Origin of the sequence: uncultured Aliiroseovarius sp. (assembly GCF_947492455.1) — a bacterium.
In the GTDB taxonomy this organism is placed as follows: Bacteria; Pseudomonadota; Alphaproteobacteria; order Rhodobacterales; family Rhodobacteraceae; genus Aliiroseovarius.
The window spans coordinates 77464-97130 of the sequence record NZ_CANLNB010000006.1 but is presented as its reverse complement, the minus strand read 5'-3'; the positions used below and the strand labels follow the sequence as shown (position 1 = coordinate 97130).

The following is a 19667-nucleotide window of genomic DNA, read 5'->3' as shown; positions in this document are numbered from 1 at the left end:
GATATTTGGGACAAGAAAAGCGGGCCGTGTTTAGTGTGCCTCGGCCCAGTTCATGCCCACGCCTGCATCGACCACCAGCGGTACGTCCAGTTTGATTGCCGGTTCCGCCGCGCCTTCCATGACGTGGCGCACGGTTTCGATCACCTCGTCCACGGCGTTTTCGTCCACTTCGAAGATCAGTTCATCGTGGACCTGCAACAGCATCTTGGCAGGTAGTTTGGCGATCGCATCTGGCATACGGATCATAGCACGGCGAATGATATCCGCGGCGGTGCCTTGGATGGGCGCGTTGATCGCTGCGCGTTTGGCGAAGCCCGCCTGCGGGCCTTTTGCGCCGATTTCGGGCGTGTGGATGCGGCGACCGAACAACGTCTCGACCCGCTTGTGTTCCTTGGCGAACTCAATGGTGGTGTCCATGTATTTGCGAATGCCGGGGAAGCGTTCGAAATAGCGGTCGATGAAGCCCTGCGCCTCGGAGCGCGGAATGCGCAGATTGCGCGCCAGACCGAAGCCCGAGATGCCATAGATGACCCCGAAGTTGATCGCCTTCGCCTGTCGGCGGATGTCCGGCGTCATTTCGTCCAGCGGTACATCGAACATCTCGGACGCGGTCATGGCGTGGATGTCGTGGCCGTCGCGGAAAGCCTGTTTCAGCGCGTCGATCCCGGCCATATGGGCCAGAATGCGCAGTTCGATCTGGCTGTAGTCGAGGCTGATCAGCTTAGTCCCTTCGGGGGCGACGAATGCCTCGCGAATGCGGCGGCCTTCCTCGGTCCGGACCGGGATGTTTTGCAGGTTCGGATCGCTGGACGCCATGCGTCCCGTGTTCGCCCCGGTTTGCAGGTAAGACGTATGCACACGACCCGTTTCCGGGTGAATGTGATCCTGCAGCGCGTCCGTGTAGGTCGATTTCAGTTTTTGCAGCTGTCGATAGTCCAGAACCCGCGCGGCAAAAGGATGTTCGGCGGCGAGGTCTTCCAGCACATCGGCGGGCGTCGACCACTGACCGGTCTTGGTTTTCTTACCGCCGGGCAGTTCCATCTCGCCAAACAGGATTTCGCCCACCTGCGCCGGGGATTGCACGTTGAAGTCGCGCCCTGCGATTTCGTGCAGCTCGGCCTCATATCCCGCCATTTTCTGGGCGAAGGCGTTGGACATGCGCGACAGGACCTCGCGATCGACCTTGATGCCGGTCATCTCCATCTGCGCCAGAACCGGGACCAGCGGGCGTTCAAGCCGTTCATAGACGCGCGTGACGTGGCTGCTGTGCAGACGCGGCTTCAGGATTTGCCACAGGCGCAGGGTAATGTCTGCATCCTCGGCCGCGTATTTCACCGCGTCTTCGATGGGCACACGATCAAAGGTGATGGCAGACTTCCCGGTGCCCAACAGCGACTTGATCGAGATCGGGCTGTGCGACAGGTATTCTTCCGACAGTTTGTCCATGCCATGCCCATGCAGGCCCGCATTCTGGGCATAGGACATCAGCATCGTGTCATCGATCGGGGCGACGTTTACGCCATAGCGCGCCAGGATCTTGGCGTCGTATTTCATGTTCTGGCCGATCTTCAGGATCGCGGGATCCTCCAGCATCGGTTTAAGCGCCGCAATGACCTGATCCAGCGGCAATTGCCCCTCGGCCAGATCCGAGCCACCGAACAGATCGTCTGCCTGACTGGTCTTGTGGGTCAGTGGGATATAGCAGGCTTCCCCGGCCTCGACGGCCAGCGAGATGCCGACCAGATCAACCAGCATTTCGTTCAGGCCGGTGGTTTCGGTGTCGAAGGCCACATAGCCACGCGCGTAAGCCCGATCTATCCACGCGGAAAGAGCGTCCATGTCTTTGACCCACTCGTATTTCTCGGGGTCGATGGCGGGCATTTCGGGCGCTGCGGGCGCATCGCTGCCTTCCGGCTGCGCGATCTCGGGGGCGTCCATCCCCAGCTTGCCAGCGACGCGATTGGTCAGCGTGCGGAACTCCATTTCAGCCAAGAAATTCAACAGCGTTTCTGGTTCTGGATCTTTCAGTTCAAGATCCTCGAACGCCACGTCCAGATCCATCTGATCGTCCAACTTCACCAGCTGGCGCGAGATGCGGATCTGGTCGGCTTTCTCGATCAGGGTCTGGCGGCGCTTGGGCTGTTTGATCTCCTCGGCGCGTTCCAGAAGCGTGTCGAGGTCGCCGAATTCGTTGATCAAAAGCGCGGCGGTCTTGATGCCGATGCCGGGCGCACCCGGCACGTTGTCGACGCTATCGCCTGCCAGTGCCTGCACATCGACCACACGGTTGGGGCCGACGCCGAATTTCTCTTCCACGCCCTCGACGCCGATCCGCTTGTTTTTCATCGGGTCGAGCATTTCGACCCCGCCGCCCACAAGCTGCATCAGGTCTTTGTCCGAGGACAGGATGGTCACGCGACCGCCCGCCTCGTCCGCTTGACGGGCAAGGGTGGCGATGATGTCGTCGGCCTCGAACCCTTCGACCTCGATACAGGCGATATTGAAGGCGCGGGTGGCGTCGCGGGTCAGCGGGAATTGCGGGCGCAGGTCTTCGGGTGCAGGGGGACGGTTGGCTTTGTATTCGGGGTAGATGTCACTGCGGAACGTCTTGCCGGAATGGTCAAAGATTACAGCCACATGGGTGGGAGCATCTGCACCCGCATTGTCTTCGATGAACTTGAACAACATGTTGCAGAATCCGGCCACCGCCCCGATGGGCAACCCGTCGGATTTGCGCGTCAGCGGAGGCAGCGCGTGATAGGCCCGAAAGATGAAGGCCGATCCATCGACCAGATGCAGATGACAACCCTTGCCAAAGCTCATTGGAATTCCCCCTGAAACGCGTGTGACCAGTTAAGACGCAAAAGGCCGCGAGGCACCAGCCCGCGGCCCGGATTTAAGTGCAGCCCGGCAGAAATCAGGCGGCTTTGTCGTCGTCTGCGTGATCCTTGTGGACGAACTTGCAATCGCAATAGGGGCATTCCACCCAGCCATGTTCGTTCGGGATCTGCAAGTAGACGCGCGGATGACCCAGCGCGCCCTCGCCGCCGTCGCAAGAGACCTTGTAGCTGTCTACGATTTTGGTTTCAGGAGCCGGTTGGGTCATGTGAGACACCTCTGTCATTTGTGTTGGTCTATTTACGCCCCGCGCGGGTGGTGCCGCAAGGGCGAACCGTCAATCCGCGCGCGATACCATGCGCCCGATGGGGCGGCCTGCCAGAATATGAACGTGCAGGTGCGGAACCTCTTGCACGCCATGCTCGCCCGCGTTTGAAATCATACGGTATCCGTCGCCAGCATTACCTGGCTCGACCCCCAGAAGCGCGCAGACCTTGCCCACGGCACGGGTGAAGCCCACGATTTCTGCGTCCGAGCCGTCAGTGGCCAGATGATCGAAGGTCACATACGGGCCTTTGGGAATCACCAACACGTGGTGCGGCGCTTTTGGCATGATGTCCTTGAACGCCAGCGCGTGCTCGTCTTCATAGACGGTGTCATTCGGGATCTCGCCGCGCAGGATCTTGGCGAAGATATTCTGGTCGTCATAGCTGTAGGGCATTGGTCAGTCCTCAAACAGGTGATTGGTCTGTGCGATCTGAAGCGCCTCGTCGGGCTGGATCGACAGGAATTGCGAAATGGCGAGCGCGTTTTCCGGCGCCTCGCGCAGCTCGCTGATGCGATAGTAGTTCTGAAAGCCCGCGTCCCGGATCTGGTCGCTTTCGCCCGTCACATCCGCACGGATTGTGGGCAAAAGCCGGTCCATTGCGGCTTTCGAGGTGTTCTCGCCCGCAAGCCCGATACGGATGGCATGCCCGGCAAGATAGTCGTCCGTGAAGGCGCTTTCGACTTCCAACAGCCGTGTGGTGCAGCGGTCCGCGAAGAAGTCTTGGAACATCTCCATATTCTTGGGGTCCATGCAGACGACCATGCGATCAGTATTGTAATACTCGAGCAGCATCCGCATCAGTGCCCGGCGGTGGCGCGCACGCTTGCCCATTTGGGTCTGAATACCGCCCAGATCAGGCATCGGGCAGCTATCTTCGTCGAACAGGTATTCGATGGTCTCGATCCCCGTGACTTCTTTAATCTTGTGGACCAGACGTTTGGCCACATGCCATTTCTTGGCCACGACAATCAGAAGCTCTCGCTCACGGCCCAAGCTGGCCTCGGCCTCCCAGAAGCGGGGCGCGAAGCGGACGCCATTGCGACCCCGGCTGGTCAAGAAGCGAAACAGGCTGCGCCCTTCGTTCGAGATCTGGAAATCGACACCCTTCGCCGCATAAAGATCCCCCAAACGTTGCTTCAGCTCAGTCGCCTCGGGGCTGATCTTGCGGGCAAACAGAAAGTCCTGGCTCAGCAGCAAGTCATAGTGGTCGTTGTAGAAGGTCACCGGCATCCCATAGTCTGTGAACATCAGGAAGGTCAGCGTGCTGGTGCGGATTTCGCTGTCCGGCACCAGATGGCGCACAATGGTTTGAAAGAAGGTCTCGTCTGGAATCCACGTGGTGCGAAAGAAGCGCATCACGTCTTTGCGCTCTTGGCAGAACTTCATCACCCATTCGACGGTGCGGCGGCGCAGACACCACCATTGGCTGCCGATCATCACCTGAATGTCAGCAGGAATTTCGCGCGTCAGGCCCAGCTTCTTTTGCAGCTGGAACGAGGTGTAAAACAGCTTCTTGTGTTTGCGTTCGTTCAGGAAGTGGCGATAGATCAGCCGTTCTTCCTTCATGCCGGTCTTGATCCAGTCGCTTTCGAAAAAGTCGAAGCTTTCGATATAGTCGACGTCGTCGCGGTCCAGCAATTCATGGGCATATTCGGCCGATTTGATCGCCATGCAATCGCCTGACAGCATGTAGAAATGCGTGGCGCGCGGGAAGGCCCCCAATGCAGCTTCGACCGCGTTCAGGGTCGCCTGCACCAAGGACCATTCCCCCCAGCCGCATTTGATGCGCTTCGCCGCAAAAGCCACATTGGGATTGCCCTTCAACGCATCCTGAATGCGCTGGAAATCGGCGGGATTGGCGCGCGCATCGAAGTGGATCGCCATATAATCACCCGCCGCCGTCAGCTGCCGCGCTTGCGAGATGATGGATTCGGGGTCTTTGTGACACAACAGAATGAAGGCAATTTTGGCCATGTAACCGCGTAAGACCTTTGGGATTGACGATATCCCGACCTAAATAGCGTGAACATCTATCAGAAAAACAGAGATTCTTTACTTTTTTACGCAATCTGTTCACAAACAAACTATCTGCGCGAACCAAGTATTTAGAAGACGAGGTATTTTATGGGGTTTCCCGGTGTCTGGATGACTGAAAGCGAAAGCGTAGTCTATCGCGTGGTTCCCAAATGTGCGTGTTCCACCATTGGGCAGATCATGTACTATTCGGATCATGGCGAGTTCTTCGATGGCGACATTCACGACAGCAAAGACCGGATGCACAAGTGGGCGCAGGACTATTCCCAACCGATGATCGAAGCGAATGTGCGCGATCACAAAAGCTATGCCTTTACCTGCGTGCGCAACCCCTACACGCGGATTCTGTCCAGCTTCTTTGACAAGATTTGTGGCATTCAACGCAACGGTAAGCGCTATCGCGGTAATCTGGTGCCCCTACTGATCCAAAAGTACGGGATCGAGGTGGGCGAGCCGGACACCGGATTCGAGTTTGACCAGATCCAAAGCTTCCGCCGCTTCCTTCTGTTTGCCCGCGACACCATCCGCTGGCGCAAGCCGATGGACCCGGACATCCATTGGTCGGCCATGTCGGGCCACGTCTCGACCTTCATCGTGAATGGTGGGCGCTACAACAACATTTTCTGGACCGAGAAATTCAACGACGGCATGCAGTCTGTCTTGGACGCCATTGATACCCCGCATGCGGTGGACCTTGCCCAGATCCCCCGCTTCAACGAAAGCGAAGGCCACGGCCCCAAACGCGCCCACCCGGTCGAAGACTATTTCGACGATCTGTCGATGCATCTGGTCTATGAGATCTTCAAGAAGGACTTCGAGTTGTTTAAGTACGACTTCGAAAATCCCGGGAACAAAATGCCCATCGGCGAGATTGATCTGGACGAGGTCCACGCCAAGCTGGGCGACTGATCCCGTCTGACTGCGAAGGAAAGCACATGAAAGCGCGCGTAAAATGGGCCGAGGCCCGCACCTTTATTGGCACCTCTGGCACCGGCCATAATATTGTTCTTGGCACGGGCCATGACGGTGCAGGGACACCCGGCCCCAGCCCGATGGAACTGCTGTTGATCGGAACTGCGGGCTGCTCGGCCTATGATGTTGTGTCGATCCTGCAAAAACAACGCCAGCGCATTGAGGATGTCGATGTGGAAGTCGATGCCGAACGCGCCGAGACCGATCCCAAGGTCTTCACCAAGATCCACCTGCACTTCATCGTCAAAGGGCGTGGGGTCAGTGCGGACAAAGTGGAACGCGCGATCTCGCTGTCGGTCGATAAATACTGTTCGGCCTCGGCGATGATGGCTGCCTTGGCGAACGTCACCCACGATTTCCAGGTCGTGGACACCGAATAAGCTCCATCTCGCCCAAAAAAAGAAAGCCCGGATCCTGCGATCCGGGCTTTTCCGTTTTACGGCTTAGATCAGCCCTTTTTCGCGGAACAGCGCGGGCAGATTTCGATCCGCGCGCGGGCCGATATGGCGGATCACCTCGCCTGCCACGGTGCAGCCCATCTCGCCGCAGACACGCATATCGGCGCCGGTAGCCAGACCATAGAGGAACCCGGCAGCAAACCCGTCCCCTGCCCCGGTGGCGTCCACTGGAACGATACGTTCGACCGGCACGTCGACACGTTCACCACCGGCCAAGATCGACACCCCGTCACCCGAACGGGTGCAAGCGACCAGCGGGCAGATCTCGGCGGTTTTTGCCATTGCCTCTTCCAGATCATCGGTTTGGAACAGCGACTTCAGCTCTTCCTCGTTGCCGATCACATAGTCCAGCTCGTGCTCGATCAGCATCAGGAAGTCGGTGCGGTGACGCTCAACACAGAACGGGTCAGAGATCGCGATCCCAGCCTTACCGCCAGCCGAACGACAGGCGCGGGCCATGGCGATAAACGCCTCTTTCCCTTTGTCCTTGTCGAACAGGTAGCCTTCAAGGAACACGATCTCGGCGTCCGCGGCGACGTCCGGGTCCACATCGTCCGGGCCAAGTTCGGCCGAGATGCCCAGATAGGTGTTCATCGATCGCTCGCCATCGGGTGAGACGAAGATCATCGAACGCGAGGTCGGCAGCTCGCCTCCGGGCACCGGCGGATTCACAAAACGGGTGCCGTCCATCTCCATCGCGTCGGCATAGAAATGACCAAGCGCGTCGTCATGCACGCGGCCCACAAAGCCGGTGGTCAGACCCAGATTGCCGATCCCGGCGATTGTGTTTGCAACCGATCCACCCGCCGCTTGTTTGCGTTCTTGCATCGCGGCGTACAGCACCTCGGCCCGGTCTTTCTCGACCAGTTGCATGATGCCCTTCTCGATGCCCATCAGCTCCAGAAAGCTGTCATCGGCGGTGGTAATGACATCCACAACCGCGTTGCCAATCCCGACAACCTTGTACTTTTTCGTCATAATTTCTTTTCCTCGAAGGGACAGAGGTCCCGAATAATGCAATTACCGCACATTGGCTTGCGGGCCTTGCAGGTATAGCGCCCATGCAGGATCAACCAGTGATGCGCATGTTGTTGAAAGTCGGCGGGGATGTTGTCTTCGATCGCGCGCTCGACCGCATCGACGTTCTTACCCACGGCGATGCCGGTGCGATTGCCAACCCGGAAGATATGCGTGTCCACGGCCTGCGCGGGCACCCCCCACCACATGTTCAGAACCACATTGGCGGTCTTGCGCCCCACGCCTGGCAGCGACTGAAGCGCTGCGCGCGAGTTCGGCACCTCGCCCCCATACTCATCCACTAAGATCTGGCTCAGCTTCATCACGTTCTTGGCCTTCTGGCGGAACAGCCCGATGGTTTTGATGTGCTCGGTCAGCCCCTCTAGCCCTAGATCCAGCATCTTCTGCGGCGTGTCCGCCACTTTGAACAGTGCCCGCGTGGCTTTGTTCACGCCCGCATCGGTCGCCTGCGCCGACAGGGCCACCGCCACGACCAGCGTGTAGACATTCACATGCTCCAGCTCGCCTTTAGGTTCGGCTTCCAGTTCGCGGAAGCGCTCAAAGATCTCGCGGATCTGATGATATCCGAGTTGTTTTGCCATCGCGTCCATCCATTTCCGCAGATCGTCTTACGCGAGCCACGTTCAATGCGCAATTTCCGGGTCGCCTTGCCGGGGCAGAAAAGGCAAGCTCGTGGCATAGACGCATGAGGCTTCAGATGACACCGACCGAAGACAGCTATCATTACAACGTGATCCGCCGCGCGATTGACGAGATCGACGCGGCAGGCGGCGAGACTCTGTCACTGGACAGCTTGGCCGCGAAGATGGACATGTCGCCCGCACATTTTCAGCGCGTGTTTTCGCGCTGGGTCGGTGTGTCGCCTAAACGCTATCAACAGTTTCTGACGCTGGGCCACGCCAAAACATTGCTGGCCGAGCGGTTCTCGACCCTAGAGACGGCGCAGTCGGTGGGCCTGTCCGGCCAAGGGCGTCTGCATGACCTTTTCCTGCGCTGGGAGGCGATGAGCCCCGGCGAGTATGCCAAGAAGGGCGAGGGCCTGACGATCTATTGGGGCTGGTTCGACAGCCCGTTTGGGGCGTCCTTGGTGATGGGCACGGAACGCGGCATCTGCGGCATCGGATTTGCAGACGAAACCGGGGTTCAGGAAACCTTCGCTGATCTGACCTCACGCTGGCCCAACGCCACCTTCATCGAGGATCCAATGTTCCTGCGGCCTTGGGTTCTGGCGGCCTATGACACCACGCCGGGAGAAGGCGGAAAGACCCCACTGCATCTGATCGGCTCGCCCCTACAGATCAAAGTCTGGGAGGCGCTCTTGTCGATCCCCTCGGGCCACGTCACCACTTATGGGCAGATCGCCGAGACGATCGGACAGCCCCGCGCCGTACGCGCCGTGGGCACTGCGGTCGGACGTAACCCGGTCAGCTGGCTGATCCCCTGCCACCGCGCCTTGCGCAAGTCCGGGGCACTTGGGGGCTATCACTGGGGCCTTCCGGTCAAGCGCGCTCTTTTGGCGTGGGAAAGCGCCGAATTGGAACAAGAGCGCACAGGGTAAAGGTCTGTTTTCCGCCGAGTTTCCCCATAACCGGGCCTTGTTATTCGATATCAGGGCCCTTTTCTGTATGGAGAACACGAAAACAAACCGAGGACCGCAGTATGCAACCAAGACATATGATTCTCTCGTTCGGCCTGATCGCCGGACTTGCCACCAGCGCCTGTACTTCCCCAACCAGCCCCTCTGCCAATATGGGGCCGCGCACCCAAAACGGCGCCGCGATTGGCGCGATTGCCGGCGGGCTTTTTGGCGCGACCCGCAAGGGTGACGGCAAGCTGGGCAAGGCCGCCGTGGGTGCCGTCATTGGCGCCGCGATTGGCGGCGCAATTGGGCAGCAGCTGGACAAACAGGCCGGTGATCTGCGTCAGGCCATCGACAATGACGACGTGAAAATCGTCAACACCGGCAACGAGCTGATCGTGACCATGCCACAGGACATCCTATTCGCCACGGACAGCGTGCAGATCAGCCAAGCTTTACGTGGTGATCTAGCGGCGTTGTCGCGCAACCTGATGCAGTATCCGAACTCGGTCGTCGAGGTGCGCGGTCACACCGACAACGTGGGCAACGCAGACTACAACCTGTCGCTGTCGCGCAATCGTGCGGCCGCCGTGGCTTCGGTTCTGTCGGCCAATGGCGTGCCCAGCTGGCGCATCCAAACCATCGGTTACGGTGAAGACCAGCCGATCGCATCGAACCTAGATGCCTATGGCCGTCAGCAAAACCGCCGGGTCGAGATCGTCATCCGCCCCACTCAGTCTTAAGTTTCGCACCAGTATCGTCAGTACGACGCGGAAAAGCCGGGCCCCGTGCCCGGCTTTTTTGTTTGAGGCCAGAGCCGGGATGTGGTCATATAATCTGACCAATTCAAACGAGACGCCCATGCCCTTTCAGAAAATCGCCGCAAGCAAGCTGTCAAAATCCGTGGTCGAACAAATCGAGCTTTTGATTTTACGCGGTGTGTTGCGCCCGGGAGAGCGTCTGCCCTCGGAACGGGATCTGGCGGATCGCCTTGGCGTGTCGCGTCCATCCCTGCGTGATGCGCTGGCCGAACTTGAAGCTTCGGGGCTTCTATCGCGCCGGGCCGGGGCGGGGATCTTTATTTCAAATGACCTAGACAGCTCGTTCTCGACGGCACTCACCAGTCTTTTCTCGCGTCATGATGAAGCCGTTTATGACTACATCACCTTCCGCCGCGATATGGAGGGTCTAGCCGCCGAGCGCGCAGCACAGTTCGGATCTGACACCGATCTGGCCGTTATCAACGAGATTTTCTTGAAGATGGAAAAAGCGCCGGAAGGCCAAGGCGCCGATCTGGATAGTGATTTCCACATGGCAATCATCGAAGCCAGTCACAATGTGCTGATGGTCCACATGATGCGCGCCATGTATGACCTGCTGAAGCAAGGCATCCTGTATAACCGGCAGGTGGTCGTGCAAATCACCAACACGCGGATGGACCTGCTGGAACAGCACCGCGCCATCAACGACGCCTTGCAAATCCGCGATCCCAAAGCCGCACGCACTGCGATCGAGGCGCACATGGACTTTGTGGCGCAAGCCTATACCGACCTGCGGCGCACCGAGCGGAATGAAGAGGTCGCACAGCAGCGGCTGGATTATGAGATGCAGCGCTAGGCTGCCCTCACAAATGAAAAACCCGGCCACAGGGCCGGGTCTCTCGTAAGTCGTAGGTATCAGCCAGCTTAGTGCAGCTTGGCTTCCACGTCCTTGATGGCCTCGTCGATCAGCTTGTTGCCGTCGGTTGCGGTCATCTGTTTGGCGATCATGTCGCGGGCAGCGCCAACAGCAACCTGAACTGCGCTGTCGCGCACTTCTTTCACGGCAGCCGCTTCAGCCGATGCGATCTGGTCTTCAGCAGCAGCCAAACGGCGTGCGATCGAAGCTTTCAGATCTTCTTTAGCCTGAGCAGCCGCGTTAGCTGCTTCTTCCTTGGCGTGCGCAACGATGCGCTCGGCCTGTTCAGCCACTTCCTTTTGCTTGCGCTCGTAAGAGGCCAGAACAGTCTGGGCTTCTTCGCGCAGGGCACGGGCTTCGTCGAGTTCCGACTTGATGCCCTCGGCACGTTTGTCGAGCTGACCGCCCAACATTTTGTGCACGCCCATGTAACCAAGGAAGGTCACGAACAGCAGGAATGCCAGCGTGACAACCAGGTTGGTGTTGGCCAGATCGGTCCAACCAGCGTCGCCTGCGGCAAATGCCGGGCTTGCTACCAGAGCGAAGGGGAGAACTGCGAGTTTCTTCATCAGTTTACCCTTTCATCCGTGCGGTCACAGCCGCAGTTACCGACTTGGCGTCCGCCTTGTAGCCCATCGAACCCAGGATTTCCTTGACGGCATCCTTGGAGACGGCCTTGACGCTGTCGACAGCACCGGCGCGGATCTCGGCGATCGCGGCTTCGCTTTCGGCAGCCTTGGCGGAGATCTCGGCATCTGCCTTGGCGGCAGCTGCATCCAGATCAGCCTGAATTTCAGCGCGGGCTTCAGCAACAATCTTGTTTGCTTCTGCTCGGGCGTCAGCCAGGGCCTTGTTGTAAGCTTTCTCGGCTTCTACAGCCTTCTGCTTCAGCTCTTCGGCAGCAGCCAGATCGTTGGTGATCGTACCCTGACGTTCAGACAGCACAGCCTCGATACGGGGCAGAGCAATCTTGGTCAGGACGAAGTAGATCACGACCAGCGTCACCACGAGCCAGAAAATCTGGTTCCCGAAGGTCGAGAAGTCCAGTTGCGGCATGCCAGCGGCTTCTGCGCCACCGTGTGCTGCTTCTGTGCTATGTGTGTTACTTGCCATGTCTTAAGTCCTCTGGAACCGAGTTACTTGGGGCGAAACGCAGGCGCCTCGCCCCGGCGTAAGGATGGTTCAGGTCTTAGACAGCAAACATCAGCAGCAGAGCGACCAGGAACGAGAAGATGCCCAGGGCTTCTGCAAATGCGATACCGATGAACAGGGTCGCGGTCTGAGCGGCAGCTGCCGACGGGTTGCGCAGAGCACCGGCCAGGAAGTTACCAGCAACGTGGCCTACACCGATAGCGGCGGCACCCGAACCGATAGCTGCCAGACCTGCACCGATGAATTGACCCATTTGAGCGATATTGCCTTCCATTGTGATTTCTCCTTACGTTGGAATGCTTGAATTAGGATTGGTTAGCGGGCTGCAACCGTCTTAGTGCGACGGATGCAGAGCGTCTTTCAGGTATACGCAGGTCAGGATGGTGAACACGTAGGCCTGGATGAAGGCTACGAGCACTTCCAGTGCGTAGACGGCCGAGATGGCCAGGATCGGCAGGAAGCTGAACATGCCCAGGGCAGCAGCGAAGCCGGCGAATACTTTGATAACTGCGTGGCCAGCCATCACGTTACCAGCCAAACGAATGGAGTGGCTGACGGGGCGCACGAAGTACGAGATCAGTTCGATAACGGCCAGGATCGGGCGCAGCGCCAGCGGAGCCGACGACACCCAGAACAGACCCAGGAAGCCAGCGCCGTTCTTGACGAAGCCCAGCACGGTCACGAAGACGAACACGATCATGGCCAGCACAGCGGTCACAGCGATGTGGCTGGTGGCGGTGAACGAGGTCGGGATCAGACCCAGGAAGTTGGCGAACAGGATGAACATGAACAGGGTCATGATGCCGGGGAAGTATTTCACGGCGTCTTTACCAGCCACGTCCTCGACCATCTTATAAACAAAGCCGTAGGCCATTTCGGCAACCGACTGGCTGCGGTTCGGCACGATTGCGCGGCCGCTCGAGCCAACGACCAGCATCAGCACGATACCGATGATCGCGAGAACCATCCACAGGGTCTGATTGGTCACGGTGAACATGCCCAGTTTGCCGTCACCAAACAGCGGTTTGATTTCGAACTGATCCATCGGGTGGATGGCCAGGCCAGGATGTGCAGGCGAGAACAGCACGCCCGACAGCAGAACCACTGCCAGAACGGCAAAGAATGCAATCTTGATGATCGGGCCTGCACCCTGTTTTGCGCCTTGTTCAGCCACGTTCCTATCCCTCTTTCTTGTCAGAAGCCTGCGCCTTTGACGCATCCTCTGCTTTCTTCTGCATCTGGGCCGCAGTTCCCAGCATGACCTTCATGCCTGCCGCGAAGCCCAACAATATGAACAGCACCATGAATATCGGCTTGGTCCCAAAGAGACTGTCCAGCCCGTATCCGATGCCAAAGCCGATCACCAGACCGACTGTAAGCTCTATGACCATCTGCCAAGCGAACGATGCTTGGTTATAGGCCTCGTCTCCAGTTTTCGTCTCTTCCTCTTCCCCTTTCGCCGCTTTGATGCGGGCGTCGAGCTCTTTCAGGCGCTCGGGATCAGGGTGGTCGGACACGAAAAATCCTCCGGTGACGGTTAGGGGGAGTGCTAAGGGGTGAGAGGCAATGAGTCAACGACGTTTAGCGCCAACACGCGAGACTTTAAGATGCTGATATTATTTCGTTTTATTATCTGAATGGATTCCGCACGGCGTGAAAGCCACCCCCAAGCCCCAGAATCCGGCCAAATGCGTTTATTTAACCGATTGGTTGACGATTGATCGCGTGCGCCCTAGGCCCATAGACATGGAAACCCGCCTTGACCTCGTCTTCGCCGCCCTGTCCGACCCGACACGCCGCGCCATCCTGACCATGCTTCTGGAAGATGACATGGCGGTCACCGACGTGGCCGAACCGTTCGAGATGTCGCTGGCTGCGATTTCGAAACACCTGACGATCCTGTCGCGGGCCGGTCTGATCGCGCAGGAAAAACGCGGGCGCGTGAAATGGTGCAAGCTGGACCCTAGCGCATTGCGCGAGGCGTCGGTCTGGATGCAGGGCTTTGGACAGTTCGAACCTGTCAATCTGGATGCGTTCGAGCGGTTCTTGGAAGAAGAACTGCGCGACGACAGCCTCTAATCCGGCAAGCTGACCGCTGGATCTGTCGCCGCCCAATTCTTGGCAGCCTCTTTAAGCCATGTCAGCACGGCCTGAACTTTCGCCGTGCGATGCAGGTCAACATGCGTCACCAACCAGAACTCTGACCGCCATTCGGGCTGTGGCGGCATAACCTCGATCAGCTCTGGGTGCTCTCCGCGTACGGCGAAGCCCACACCCGCCCCCGAGAGCAATGCCTGCTGCATTGACACATCATCCGTGACACGGAAGGTCACATTTTCATCCGGGATGTTCTGTGCCATCCACCGCGCAAAGGGTGCCCGCGAGTTGATGTCATCCCCGCCGATGAACCTGTGCTTGTCCAACGTATCCTCGGTCGGCAGCCCATAACGCTCTACATATTCTGACGACACATAAAGCGAGAGGTCCATCTGCAGAAACCGCTGGGCGACGTTGTCGGGTTCTTGCGGCGCTGTTCCAGCACGGACCGCCACATGAGCCTCGCCATATTCCAGCCGAAATAGACGCAGCCCCGTGCGCAGACGGATCACGGTATTCGGGTGGGCGTGCTGAAAATCGGCCAGAACCGGGGTCAGGCGCGGGGAAAACGAGGCGAGCGCTGTGACGACCACCTCGCCCGAGACATCCTCGCCCTGCCCTTTCAGGCGTGTGCCCAATTGCGCGAATTGCTCTTCCGTGGTCGAGGCGATGCGGGCCAGATCCGCCCCCGCCTCGGTTGGGGTATAGCCGCGCGCATGGCGTTGGAACAGCTTCACACCCATTCGTGCTTCAAGCGAATCTACATGGCGGATCACGGTGGCGTGGTGGATGCCCAGACTCTCCGCCGCCCCGCTGACGGTACCAGCGCGGGCCACATGATAGGCGGTGCGGATTTCATCCCAATGGTCCATGCGGGCCTCCTGTGTCGGCGCATGTGCATTTTCACACATATTATGTTGATTTACTCAGATTGCGTTCGGAAATGCAAGGGCACACATTCCCCTCAACAGACACAACCACACTCGGAGACATCCTATGCATATCCTTCGTATCGACAGCTCGACCCGCACCGACACCTCGCTTTCGCGCAAGCTGGCAGATGACGTTCTGGCCCGTTACGCGGACGCCACCGTCACCACCCGCAACCTGGGCGAGGGCATTCCGCATATCGACGCTGATTTCACCCGCGCGACCTTCACTCCGCCCGAAGCGCGCAGCGATGCCGACAAAGCCGCGCTTGCCCTGTCGGACGACATTGTGGCCGAGGTTCAGGCCGCCGACCTGATCGTAATCTCGATGCCCGTCTACAACTTCTCGGTGCCTTCGACCCTGAAAGCCTGGATCGACCAGCTGGCCCGCGTTGGCGTGACTTTTAAATATACTGAAACTGGCCCGGTCGGCCTGCTCGAGGGCAAACGCGTGATCGTGGTCAGCGCCTCGGGCGGGACGCCGGTGGGCGCACCTTACGAATTCGCCTCGCCCTATCTGACCCATGTTCTGGGCTTCATGGGCCTGACGGACGTGTCCTTCGTTGGCGCCGCGGGCGAAGCGGGTCTGGAAGAGGCCGAAAACGCCATTCAGGCGCTTGCCGCTTAAGACCAGACCAATAGACGCGAAACGGGGCCGGGCTTGGCCCCGTTTTTGTATGCGCCGCACGGCATGGACAGCCCGTGAAATTGCAGGCAAGCTTTCCTCATGTGTGGAAGACTGATCGCAGGCGAGATGACGCAGGCCCAGATGGCGGCCATTATCGAAGGGTTTATCTATCCCAGTCGCTCGGTCGTCATTGCCAGCGACGCGCCCCCGGCCGCGACTGGATATAATGTGAAACCCACGCAGCAGGTGAACATCCTGTTCCCGCAGGGGGAAAGCCTGATCGCCTCGACCGCGCGCTGGTGGCTGGTACCGCATTGGTTCAAAGGCCCGGCGGAAGAGTGGAAAGCCACCACCTTTAACGCCAAGATCGAAACCGCGCACGAGAAACCCACCTTTCGCGAGGCATGGCGGCACGCGCGCTGTGTGATCCCTGCGATGGGATATTATGAATGGAGCGGTCCGAAATCCGATCGCCAGCCCAATTATATCTCTCTTCAGCAAAACGATCCGCTTACGCTGTTTGCCGGGCTACGCAGCACCTTGGCGGACGGACGCGAGACCTGCACCATCCTGACCCGCCCTGCCCTGCCCGAGATCCACGACCTGCACCCGAGGATGCCGGTGATGCTATCGGCCGAGGAAGCGGCGCAGTGGATGGACCACTCCACGCCGGATGACGAAATCCGCGCGGCATTCGGCACCCATTGGACTGGGCGGTTCCAGACGCATCAAGTGGCAAAGTTCGGCATGAAAGATGATGGCCCGCAATTGATCGAACCCGTCGGCACCGGCAGTTTCGATTTCGGGGACTGATACAAAAAGCCGCGCAGATCGCTCTGCGCGGCTTTGGAATTCTCTGTGAAGCCTAAGCTTACATGCCCAGCGCTGCTTTGATCTGATCCAGAGCGGCCTGAAGCAGGGCCGGGTTGCTGGCAGCCGCGTCCGCAGCCGCTTTCAGCGCCACTTTGGTGGCGTCATCCAACGACGAGCCGTCGATCATCTCGCCCACTTTGGCCGCATCGAACCCTTCGGTGGTCAGCAGGTCTTCAGCAGCAACTTCTTCTGCAGGCGCTTCGGCAGCGGCCTCGGCAGTTTCGCCGGTTACCGCAGCAGCGGCATCTTCCACGGCGCCGGTAACAGCTTCGGTTGCAGCGTTGGTCGCGGCGTCCAGAGCCTCGGTCACGGCACCATTTTCGCCAACGATGTCAGTCACAGCTTCGCCAACGGCTTCCATCGCGCCTTCAACAGCAGTGGTTGCGGCTTCGGTGGCAGCAGCGGCAGCAGCTTCGGCGGCGGCGGCGGCAGCTTCAGCCGCAGCGGCCTCGGCGGCGGCGGCTTCTTCAGCGGCTTTTGCTTCAGCTTCAGCCTTGGCAGCAGCTTCCGCAGCGGCGGCTTCTTCAGCAGCTTTGGCTTCCGCAGCCGCAACAGCAGCAGCCTCTTCAGCCGCGATCTTGGCCTGATTGCCTTCGTACCACTTGTAGCCGCCAAAACCGGCAGCGATCACAACCAGAAGGGCGATAATGGACTTGTTCATGTCGACATCCTCAATTCGTTATCAGCACAAGGTCACGGGATTGACCCTGTTCTCGCCACGGATGTGCGTGGTTCGCGGCAAAGGCGCAAGGGGAGTTTCTTGGATTCGGCGTCAAAACGCTTAGAAAACCCAAACTATCGGGTTGAAAGCAGCGCAGCACAGCTTTACCTTTCGCCCCCATAGTTTAGCGAAACGACAGAAGGAATGGCACCATAGCCCGCAGACCTCATAACGCGCCCCCGACGCGCGACACCGGCCCCCGCATCAACGAACGCATCCGGGCCCCGGAAATCCGCCTGATTGGCGCTGAAGGCGAAAACGTTGGGGTTGTGCCCCCGGCGCGTGGCCTTGCAATGGCGCAAGACGCAGGTCTGGATCTGGTCGAGATCTCGCCCAATGCCAATCCGCCCGTCTGCAAGATCATGGACTTCGGCAAGTTCAAGTACGAACAGCAGAAGCGCGAATCTGAAGCTCGCAAGAAGCAAAAGACGATCGAGGTCAAAGAGGTCAAGTTCCGTCCGAACACCGACACCCATGACTATGACGTCAAGATGCGCAACGTGGTGAAGTTCCTGGAAAAGGGCGACAAGGTCAAAGTGACCCTACGCTTCCGCGGCCGCGAAATGGCCCACCAGAACCTTGGCCGCGAGTTGCTGCTGCGTGTTGCGGAAGACATCAAGGAACTGGGCAAGGTTGAAAACATGCCTAAGATGGAAGGCCGCCAGATGGTCATGATGATCGGCCCGCTGCCGAAATAATCCCATCAGACAGTAATTTGGAAACGCCCTGCTTTCGCAGGGCGTTTTTTGTTGCGGTCCCGCCCATCACGCGGGACATATACAGCGCTTACTTCTGGATGCTCTCTAGATAGTAGACAAGCGACAGAATGCGTCCGCGCACCTCGTAGACGGCGCTAAGGTCGCGCTCCATCCCACTTCCTGCTCCCACCGAAAACTGATCACCCCAGACAGGCATGTCCGATCCGTGTGCCATCACACCGGTACGGCCATCCACCATGTGGACCACCTCGAGAAACGGGAACTTCCCGTCGTTTCTTTGGGCAATCGTGGTCAGGTCAGGAACACTCATATTCAGAACATCCCCCAAGGGACCATTCCCGTCGGCCTGCGCTCCGTGACAAGACGCGCAATAGTTCCGGAACTGCTCTTCTCCCGGCATATCGGCGTAAGCAGTCTGTGCCATCAACCCGCATGCGAATGTGATCGTAGCGGTAAGCTTTGGCAAATAGTTCAACATGATCCGTCCTCCTCATCGTTCGCGCGACGCTGGACTCAGCGGTTCATGGGCTCCTTCACCCGCATACACTTTAGCACAGATTAACGTATTCACATTGATTCAAAACAATGCAGGCCTTTCGCGCCCCTTCAGCGCGATGGGCGCCGATGCCGGGCGACAAGCTCGGCCATGATCGAGACGGCAATTTCCGCAGGTCCCAAAGCGCCGATGTCCAGCCCGACCGGGCCGTGGATCCGCCGCAAGTCTTCTGGGCCGTAGCCGCGCGCAGACAGACGTTCCAGCCGCTGCCCTTGCGTACGGCGCGATCCCAGTGCGCCGATATAGAACGCGTCCGATGCAAACCCGGCCTCAAGCGCGGGATCGTCGATCTTCGGGTCATGCGCCAGCGTCACGATGGCGGTGCGATGGTCGATGCCGATTTGGGGCAGAACATCATCAGGGTAGTCCTCATAAATTGTCATGCCCGGAAAGCGATCTTGCGTCGCAAAGGCGCCGCGCGGGTCGATCAGCACGATGTCGAACCCGACAATTTGCGCCATGGGGATCAACGCCTGCGCAACGTGAACGGCCCCGGCGATGATCAGCCGCAAGGGCGGCTCATGCGGATGGATATAGAGCCCATCGTGAAGACCAATCTCCACCTCGGTGTCCCGTGGCGACCGCAGGCTGCGTGTCCAACCCTCCAGCGTCACCTCATAGACGATGCGCGTGCGGGTCGATCGGGCGGCCACCAGTTCTTCCAGCATCGCAATGGGCAGACCGTAGCCCGCGCCAACCCCCTCGCCCACAGGTTCGACCAGCACCTTGATCTCACCCCCACAGGCCAGCCCGGCCGAGAATGCATCTTCGCCGGACACCCCAAACTCCAAGAGGACCGGCAGGCCCGTGCGCAACGCTTCTTGCGCTTCGATCACCACCGCACCTTCAACGCACCCGCCCGAGACCGAGCCTTCGATCTGGCCACTTTCGGCAATCAGCATCTGGCTGCCAGTCGGGCGCGGCGCGCTGCCCCATGTGGACACGACCGTGGCAATGGCGACTTGCCGGCCTTGGGCAATCCAGTCCAGCGCCAGTTCGGGAATGCGGTCGAAGGAAGAAAGGGGGTTTGTCACGGCAACCTCTTATTTCGCTTCGAGCGAATGTGGG

General features: G+C 59.1%; 24 protein-coding genes. 9 read left to right on the top strand and 15 right to left on the bottom strand.

Translation table 11 applies throughout. From position 1 onward, the window contains the following. Positions 1-30: 30 nt before the first annotated feature. The 4 genes from polA to Q0677_RS14385 all read right to left on the bottom strand — a co-directional run bounded on the left by polA (position 31) and on the right by Q0677_RS14385 (position 5140). Positions 31-2823: a DNA polymerase I gene (gene polA, locus Q0677_RS14400; protein WP_298911200.1), complete on the bottom strand. Its 2793-nt coding sequence runs from the start codon at positions 2821-2823 to the stop codon at positions 31-33. Positions 2824-2917: 94 nt separating this feature from the next. Beyond that, a complete protein-coding gene (locus Q0677_RS14395) occupies positions 2918-3106 on the bottom strand; it encodes a zinc-finger domain-containing protein (protein ID WP_133487263.1) in 189 nt (62 codons plus the stop codon). Between the two features lie 69 nt (positions 3107-3175). Next, a complete protein-coding gene (locus Q0677_RS14390) occupies positions 3176-3559 on the bottom strand; it encodes a histidine triad nucleotide-binding protein (protein WP_298911198.1) in 384 nt (127 codons plus the stop codon). A gap of 3 nt (positions 3560-3562) precedes the next feature. Then, positions 3563-5140 carry a DUF5928 domain-containing protein gene (locus tag Q0677_RS14385; protein WP_298911196.1) on the bottom strand — a complete coding sequence of 526 codons (1578 nt, stop codon included), beginning with the start codon at positions 5138-5140 and terminating at the stop codon, positions 3563-3565. A gap of 150 nt (positions 5141-5290) precedes the next feature. On the opposite strand from Q0677_RS14385, the gene Q0677_RS14380 reads away from it, so the two are divergent. Then, entirely contained in the window at positions 5291-6109 is an 819-nt protein-coding gene (locus tag Q0677_RS14380; RefSeq protein ID WP_298911194.1) for a sulfotransferase family protein, read from the top strand. Between the two features lie 26 nt (positions 6110-6135). Next, a complete protein-coding gene (locus tag Q0677_RS14375) occupies positions 6136-6552 on the top strand; it encodes an OsmC family protein (RefSeq protein WP_298911192.1) in 417 nt (138 codons plus the stop codon). A 63-nt stretch (positions 6553-6615) separates the two neighbouring features. On the opposite strand, the gene Q0677_RS14370 is transcribed toward Q0677_RS14375, so the two are convergent. After that, a complete protein-coding gene (locus Q0677_RS14370; protein ID WP_298911190.1) occupies positions 6616-7608 on the bottom strand; it encodes an adenosine kinase in 993 nt (330 codons plus the stop codon). Beyond that, positions 7605-8249 carry an endonuclease III gene (gene nth / locus Q0677_RS14365; RefSeq protein WP_298911188.1) on the bottom strand — a complete coding sequence of 215 codons (645 nt, stop codon included), beginning with the start codon at positions 8247-8249 and terminating at the stop codon, positions 7605-7607. Before nth ends, Q0677_RS14370 begins: the two co-directional genes overlap by 4 nt. Positions 8250-8365: 116 nt before the next feature. On the opposite strand from nth, the gene Q0677_RS14360 reads away from it, so the two are divergent. From Q0677_RS14360 to Q0677_RS14350, 3 genes are all read left to right on the top strand, one after another. Further along, positions 8366-9226 (top strand): bifunctional helix-turn-helix domain-containing protein/methylated-DNA--[protein]-cysteine S-methyltransferase, encoded by an 861-nt coding sequence (locus Q0677_RS14360; protein WP_298911187.1) that lies wholly within the window; start codon positions 8366-8368, stop codon positions 9224-9226. Positions 9227-9327: 101 nt separating this feature from the next. Further along, positions 9328-9990: an OmpA family protein gene (locus tag Q0677_RS14355; protein ID WP_298911185.1), complete on the top strand. Its 663-nt coding sequence runs from the start codon at positions 9328-9330 to the stop codon at positions 9988-9990. A 118-nt stretch (positions 9991-10108) separates the two neighbouring features. Beyond that, positions 10109-10864, top strand: coding sequence for an FCD domain-containing protein (locus tag Q0677_RS14350; RefSeq protein ID WP_298911183.1), 756 nt, complete (start codon positions 10109-10111; stop codon positions 10862-10864). 68 nt (positions 10865-10932) lie between these two features. Here Q0677_RS14350 and Q0677_RS14345 read toward each other — a convergent pair whose 3' ends face one another. The 5 genes from Q0677_RS14345 to Q0677_RS14325 form a co-directional block, all read right to left on the bottom strand. Beyond that, entirely contained in the window at positions 10933-11493 is a 561-nt protein-coding gene (locus Q0677_RS14345; protein WP_298911181.1) for a F0F1 ATP synthase subunit B, read from the bottom strand. 4 nt (positions 11494-11497) lie between these two features. After that, on the bottom strand, positions 11498-12037 hold the full coding sequence (locus Q0677_RS14340; RefSeq protein ID WP_298911179.1) for a F0F1 ATP synthase subunit B': 540 nt from the start codon (positions 12035-12037) through the stop codon (positions 11498-11500). 76 nt (positions 12038-12113) lie between these two features. After that, positions 12114-12350, bottom strand: a complete 237-nt coding sequence (locus Q0677_RS14335) for a F0F1 ATP synthase subunit C (protein ID WP_055188564.1) — start codon at positions 12348-12350, stop codon at positions 12114-12116. A gap of 60 nt (positions 12351-12410) precedes the next feature. Beyond that, the gene (locus Q0677_RS14330; RefSeq protein ID WP_298911309.1) at positions 12411-13214 is read right to left on the bottom strand and encodes a F0F1 ATP synthase subunit A; all 804 of its coding nucleotides are present in this window, start codon (positions 13212-13214) and stop codon (positions 12411-12413) included. Positions 13215-13254: 40 nt separating this feature from the next. Beyond that, positions 13255-13593 carry an AtpZ/AtpI family protein gene (locus tag Q0677_RS14325; protein WP_298911177.1) on the bottom strand — a complete coding sequence of 113 codons (339 nt, stop codon included), beginning with the start codon at positions 13591-13593 and terminating at the stop codon, positions 13255-13257. A 229-nt stretch (positions 13594-13822) separates the two neighbouring features. Between Q0677_RS14325 and Q0677_RS14320 the strand changes: the two genes are divergently transcribed. After that, on the top strand, positions 13823-14155 hold the full coding sequence (locus Q0677_RS14320; protein WP_298911176.1) for a metalloregulator ArsR/SmtB family transcription factor: 333 nt from the start codon (positions 13823-13825) through the stop codon (positions 14153-14155). Here the strand turns inward: Q0677_RS14320 and Q0677_RS14315 are convergent. Then, positions 14152-15045, bottom strand: a complete 894-nt coding sequence (locus Q0677_RS14315) for a LysR family transcriptional regulator (protein WP_298911174.1) — start codon at positions 15043-15045, stop codon at positions 14152-14154. The two genes, Q0677_RS14320 and Q0677_RS14315, sit on opposite strands and share 4 nt — an antisense overlap. Before the next feature lie 124 nt (positions 15046-15169). On the opposite strand from Q0677_RS14315, the gene Q0677_RS14310 reads away from it, so the two are divergent. Together Q0677_RS14310 and Q0677_RS14305 are read left to right on the top strand one after the other, a co-directional pair. Then, the gene (locus Q0677_RS14310; protein WP_298911172.1) at positions 15170-15730 is read left to right on the top strand and encodes an NAD(P)H-dependent oxidoreductase; all 561 of its coding nucleotides are present in this window, start codon (positions 15170-15172) and stop codon (positions 15728-15730) included. 99 nt (positions 15731-15829) lie between these two features. Further along, on the top strand, positions 15830-16543 hold the full coding sequence (locus tag Q0677_RS14305; protein ID WP_298911170.1) for an SOS response-associated peptidase: 714 nt from the start codon (positions 15830-15832) through the stop codon (positions 16541-16543). A gap of 58 nt (positions 16544-16601) precedes the next feature. On the opposite strand, the gene Q0677_RS14300 is transcribed toward Q0677_RS14305, so the two are convergent. Next, the gene (locus tag Q0677_RS14300; protein ID WP_298911168.1) at positions 16602-17264 is read right to left on the bottom strand and encodes a hypothetical protein; all 663 of its coding nucleotides are present in this window, start codon (positions 17262-17264) and stop codon (positions 16602-16604) included. 212 nt (positions 17265-17476) lie between these two features. Here Q0677_RS14300 and infC point away from each other — a divergent pair, with 212 nt between their 5' ends. After that, entirely contained in the window at positions 17477-18022 is a 546-nt protein-coding gene (infC, locus tag Q0677_RS14295; protein WP_133487300.1) for a translation initiation factor IF-3, read from the top strand. Between the two features lie 88 nt (positions 18023-18110). Here infC and Q0677_RS14290 read toward each other — a convergent pair whose 3' ends face one another. Next, positions 18111-18467 (bottom strand): c-type cytochrome, encoded by a 357-nt coding sequence (locus tag Q0677_RS14290; protein WP_282181297.1) that lies wholly within the window; start codon positions 18465-18467, stop codon positions 18111-18113. 182 nt (positions 18468-18649) lie between these two features. Beyond that, positions 18650-19633, bottom strand: a complete 984-nt coding sequence (locus Q0677_RS14285; protein ID WP_298911167.1) for an XdhC family protein — start codon at positions 19631-19633, stop codon at positions 18650-18652. Positions 19634-19667: the final 34 nt, after the last annotated feature.

Coding starts and splice junctions, on each gene's coding strand:
- polA (WP_298911200.1), bottom strand. CDS start 2,823: ATGAGCTTTGGCAAGGGTTGTCATCTGCATCTGGTCGATGGATCGGCC.
- Q0677_RS14395 (WP_133487263.1), bottom strand. CDS start 3,106: ATGACCCAACCGGCTCCTGAAACCAAAATCGTAGACAGCTACAAGGTC.
- Q0677_RS14390 (WP_298911198.1), bottom strand. CDS start 3,559: ATGCCCTACAGCTATGACGACCAGAATATCTTCGCCAAGATCCTGCGC.
- Q0677_RS14385 (WP_298911196.1), bottom strand. CDS start 5,140: ATGGCCAAAATTGCCTTCATTCTGTTGTGTCACAAAGACCCCGAATCC.
- Q0677_RS14380 (WP_298911194.1), top strand. CDS start 5,291: ATGGGGTTTCCCGGTGTCTGGATGACTGAAAGCGAAAGCGTAGTCTAT.
- Q0677_RS14375 (WP_298911192.1), top strand. CDS start 6,136: ATGAAAGCGCGCGTAAAATGGGCCGAGGCCCGCACCTTTATTGGCACC.
- Q0677_RS14370 (WP_298911190.1), bottom strand. CDS start 7,608: ATGACGAAAAAGTACAAGGTTGTCGGGATTGGCAACGCGGTTGTGGAT.
- nth (WP_298911188.1), bottom strand. CDS start 8,249: ATGGCAAAACAACTCGGATATCATCAGATCCGCGAGATCTTTGAGCGC.
- Q0677_RS14360 (WP_298911187.1), top strand. CDS start 8,366: ATGACACCGACCGAAGACAGCTATCATTACAACGTGATCCGCCGCGCG.
- Q0677_RS14355 (WP_298911185.1), top strand. CDS start 9,328: ATGCAACCAAGACATATGATTCTCTCGTTCGGCCTGATCGCCGGACTT.
- Q0677_RS14350 (WP_298911183.1), top strand. CDS start 10,109: ATGCCCTTTCAGAAAATCGCCGCAAGCAAGCTGTCAAAATCCGTGGTC.
- Q0677_RS14345 (WP_298911181.1), bottom strand. CDS start 11,493: ATGAAGAAACTCGCAGTTCTCCCCTTCGCTCTGGTAGCAAGCCCGGCA.
- Q0677_RS14340 (WP_298911179.1), bottom strand. CDS start 12,037: ATGGCAAGTAACACACATAGCACAGAAGCAGCACACGGTGGCGCAGAA.
- Q0677_RS14335 (WP_055188564.1), bottom strand. CDS start 12,350: ATGGAAGGCAATATCGCTCAAATGGGTCAATTCATCGGTGCAGGTCTG.
- Q0677_RS14320 (WP_298911176.1), top strand. CDS start 13,823: ATGGAAACCCGCCTTGACCTCGTCTTCGCCGCCCTGTCCGACCCGACA.
- Q0677_RS14315 (WP_298911174.1), bottom strand. CDS start 15,045: ATGGACCATTGGGATGAAATCCGCACCGCCTATCATGTGGCCCGCGCT.
- Q0677_RS14310 (WP_298911172.1), top strand. CDS start 15,170: ATGCATATCCTTCGTATCGACAGCTCGACCCGCACCGACACCTCGCTT.
- Q0677_RS14305 (WP_298911170.1), top strand. CDS start 15,830: ATGTGTGGAAGACTGATCGCAGGCGAGATGACGCAGGCCCAGATGGCG.
- Q0677_RS14300 (WP_298911168.1), bottom strand. CDS start 17,264: ATGAACAAGTCCATTATCGCCCTTCTGGTTGTGATCGCTGCCGGTTTT.
- Q0677_RS14290 (WP_282181297.1), bottom strand. CDS start 18,467: ATGGCACAGACTGCTTACGCCGATATGCCGGGAGAAGAGCAGTTCCGG.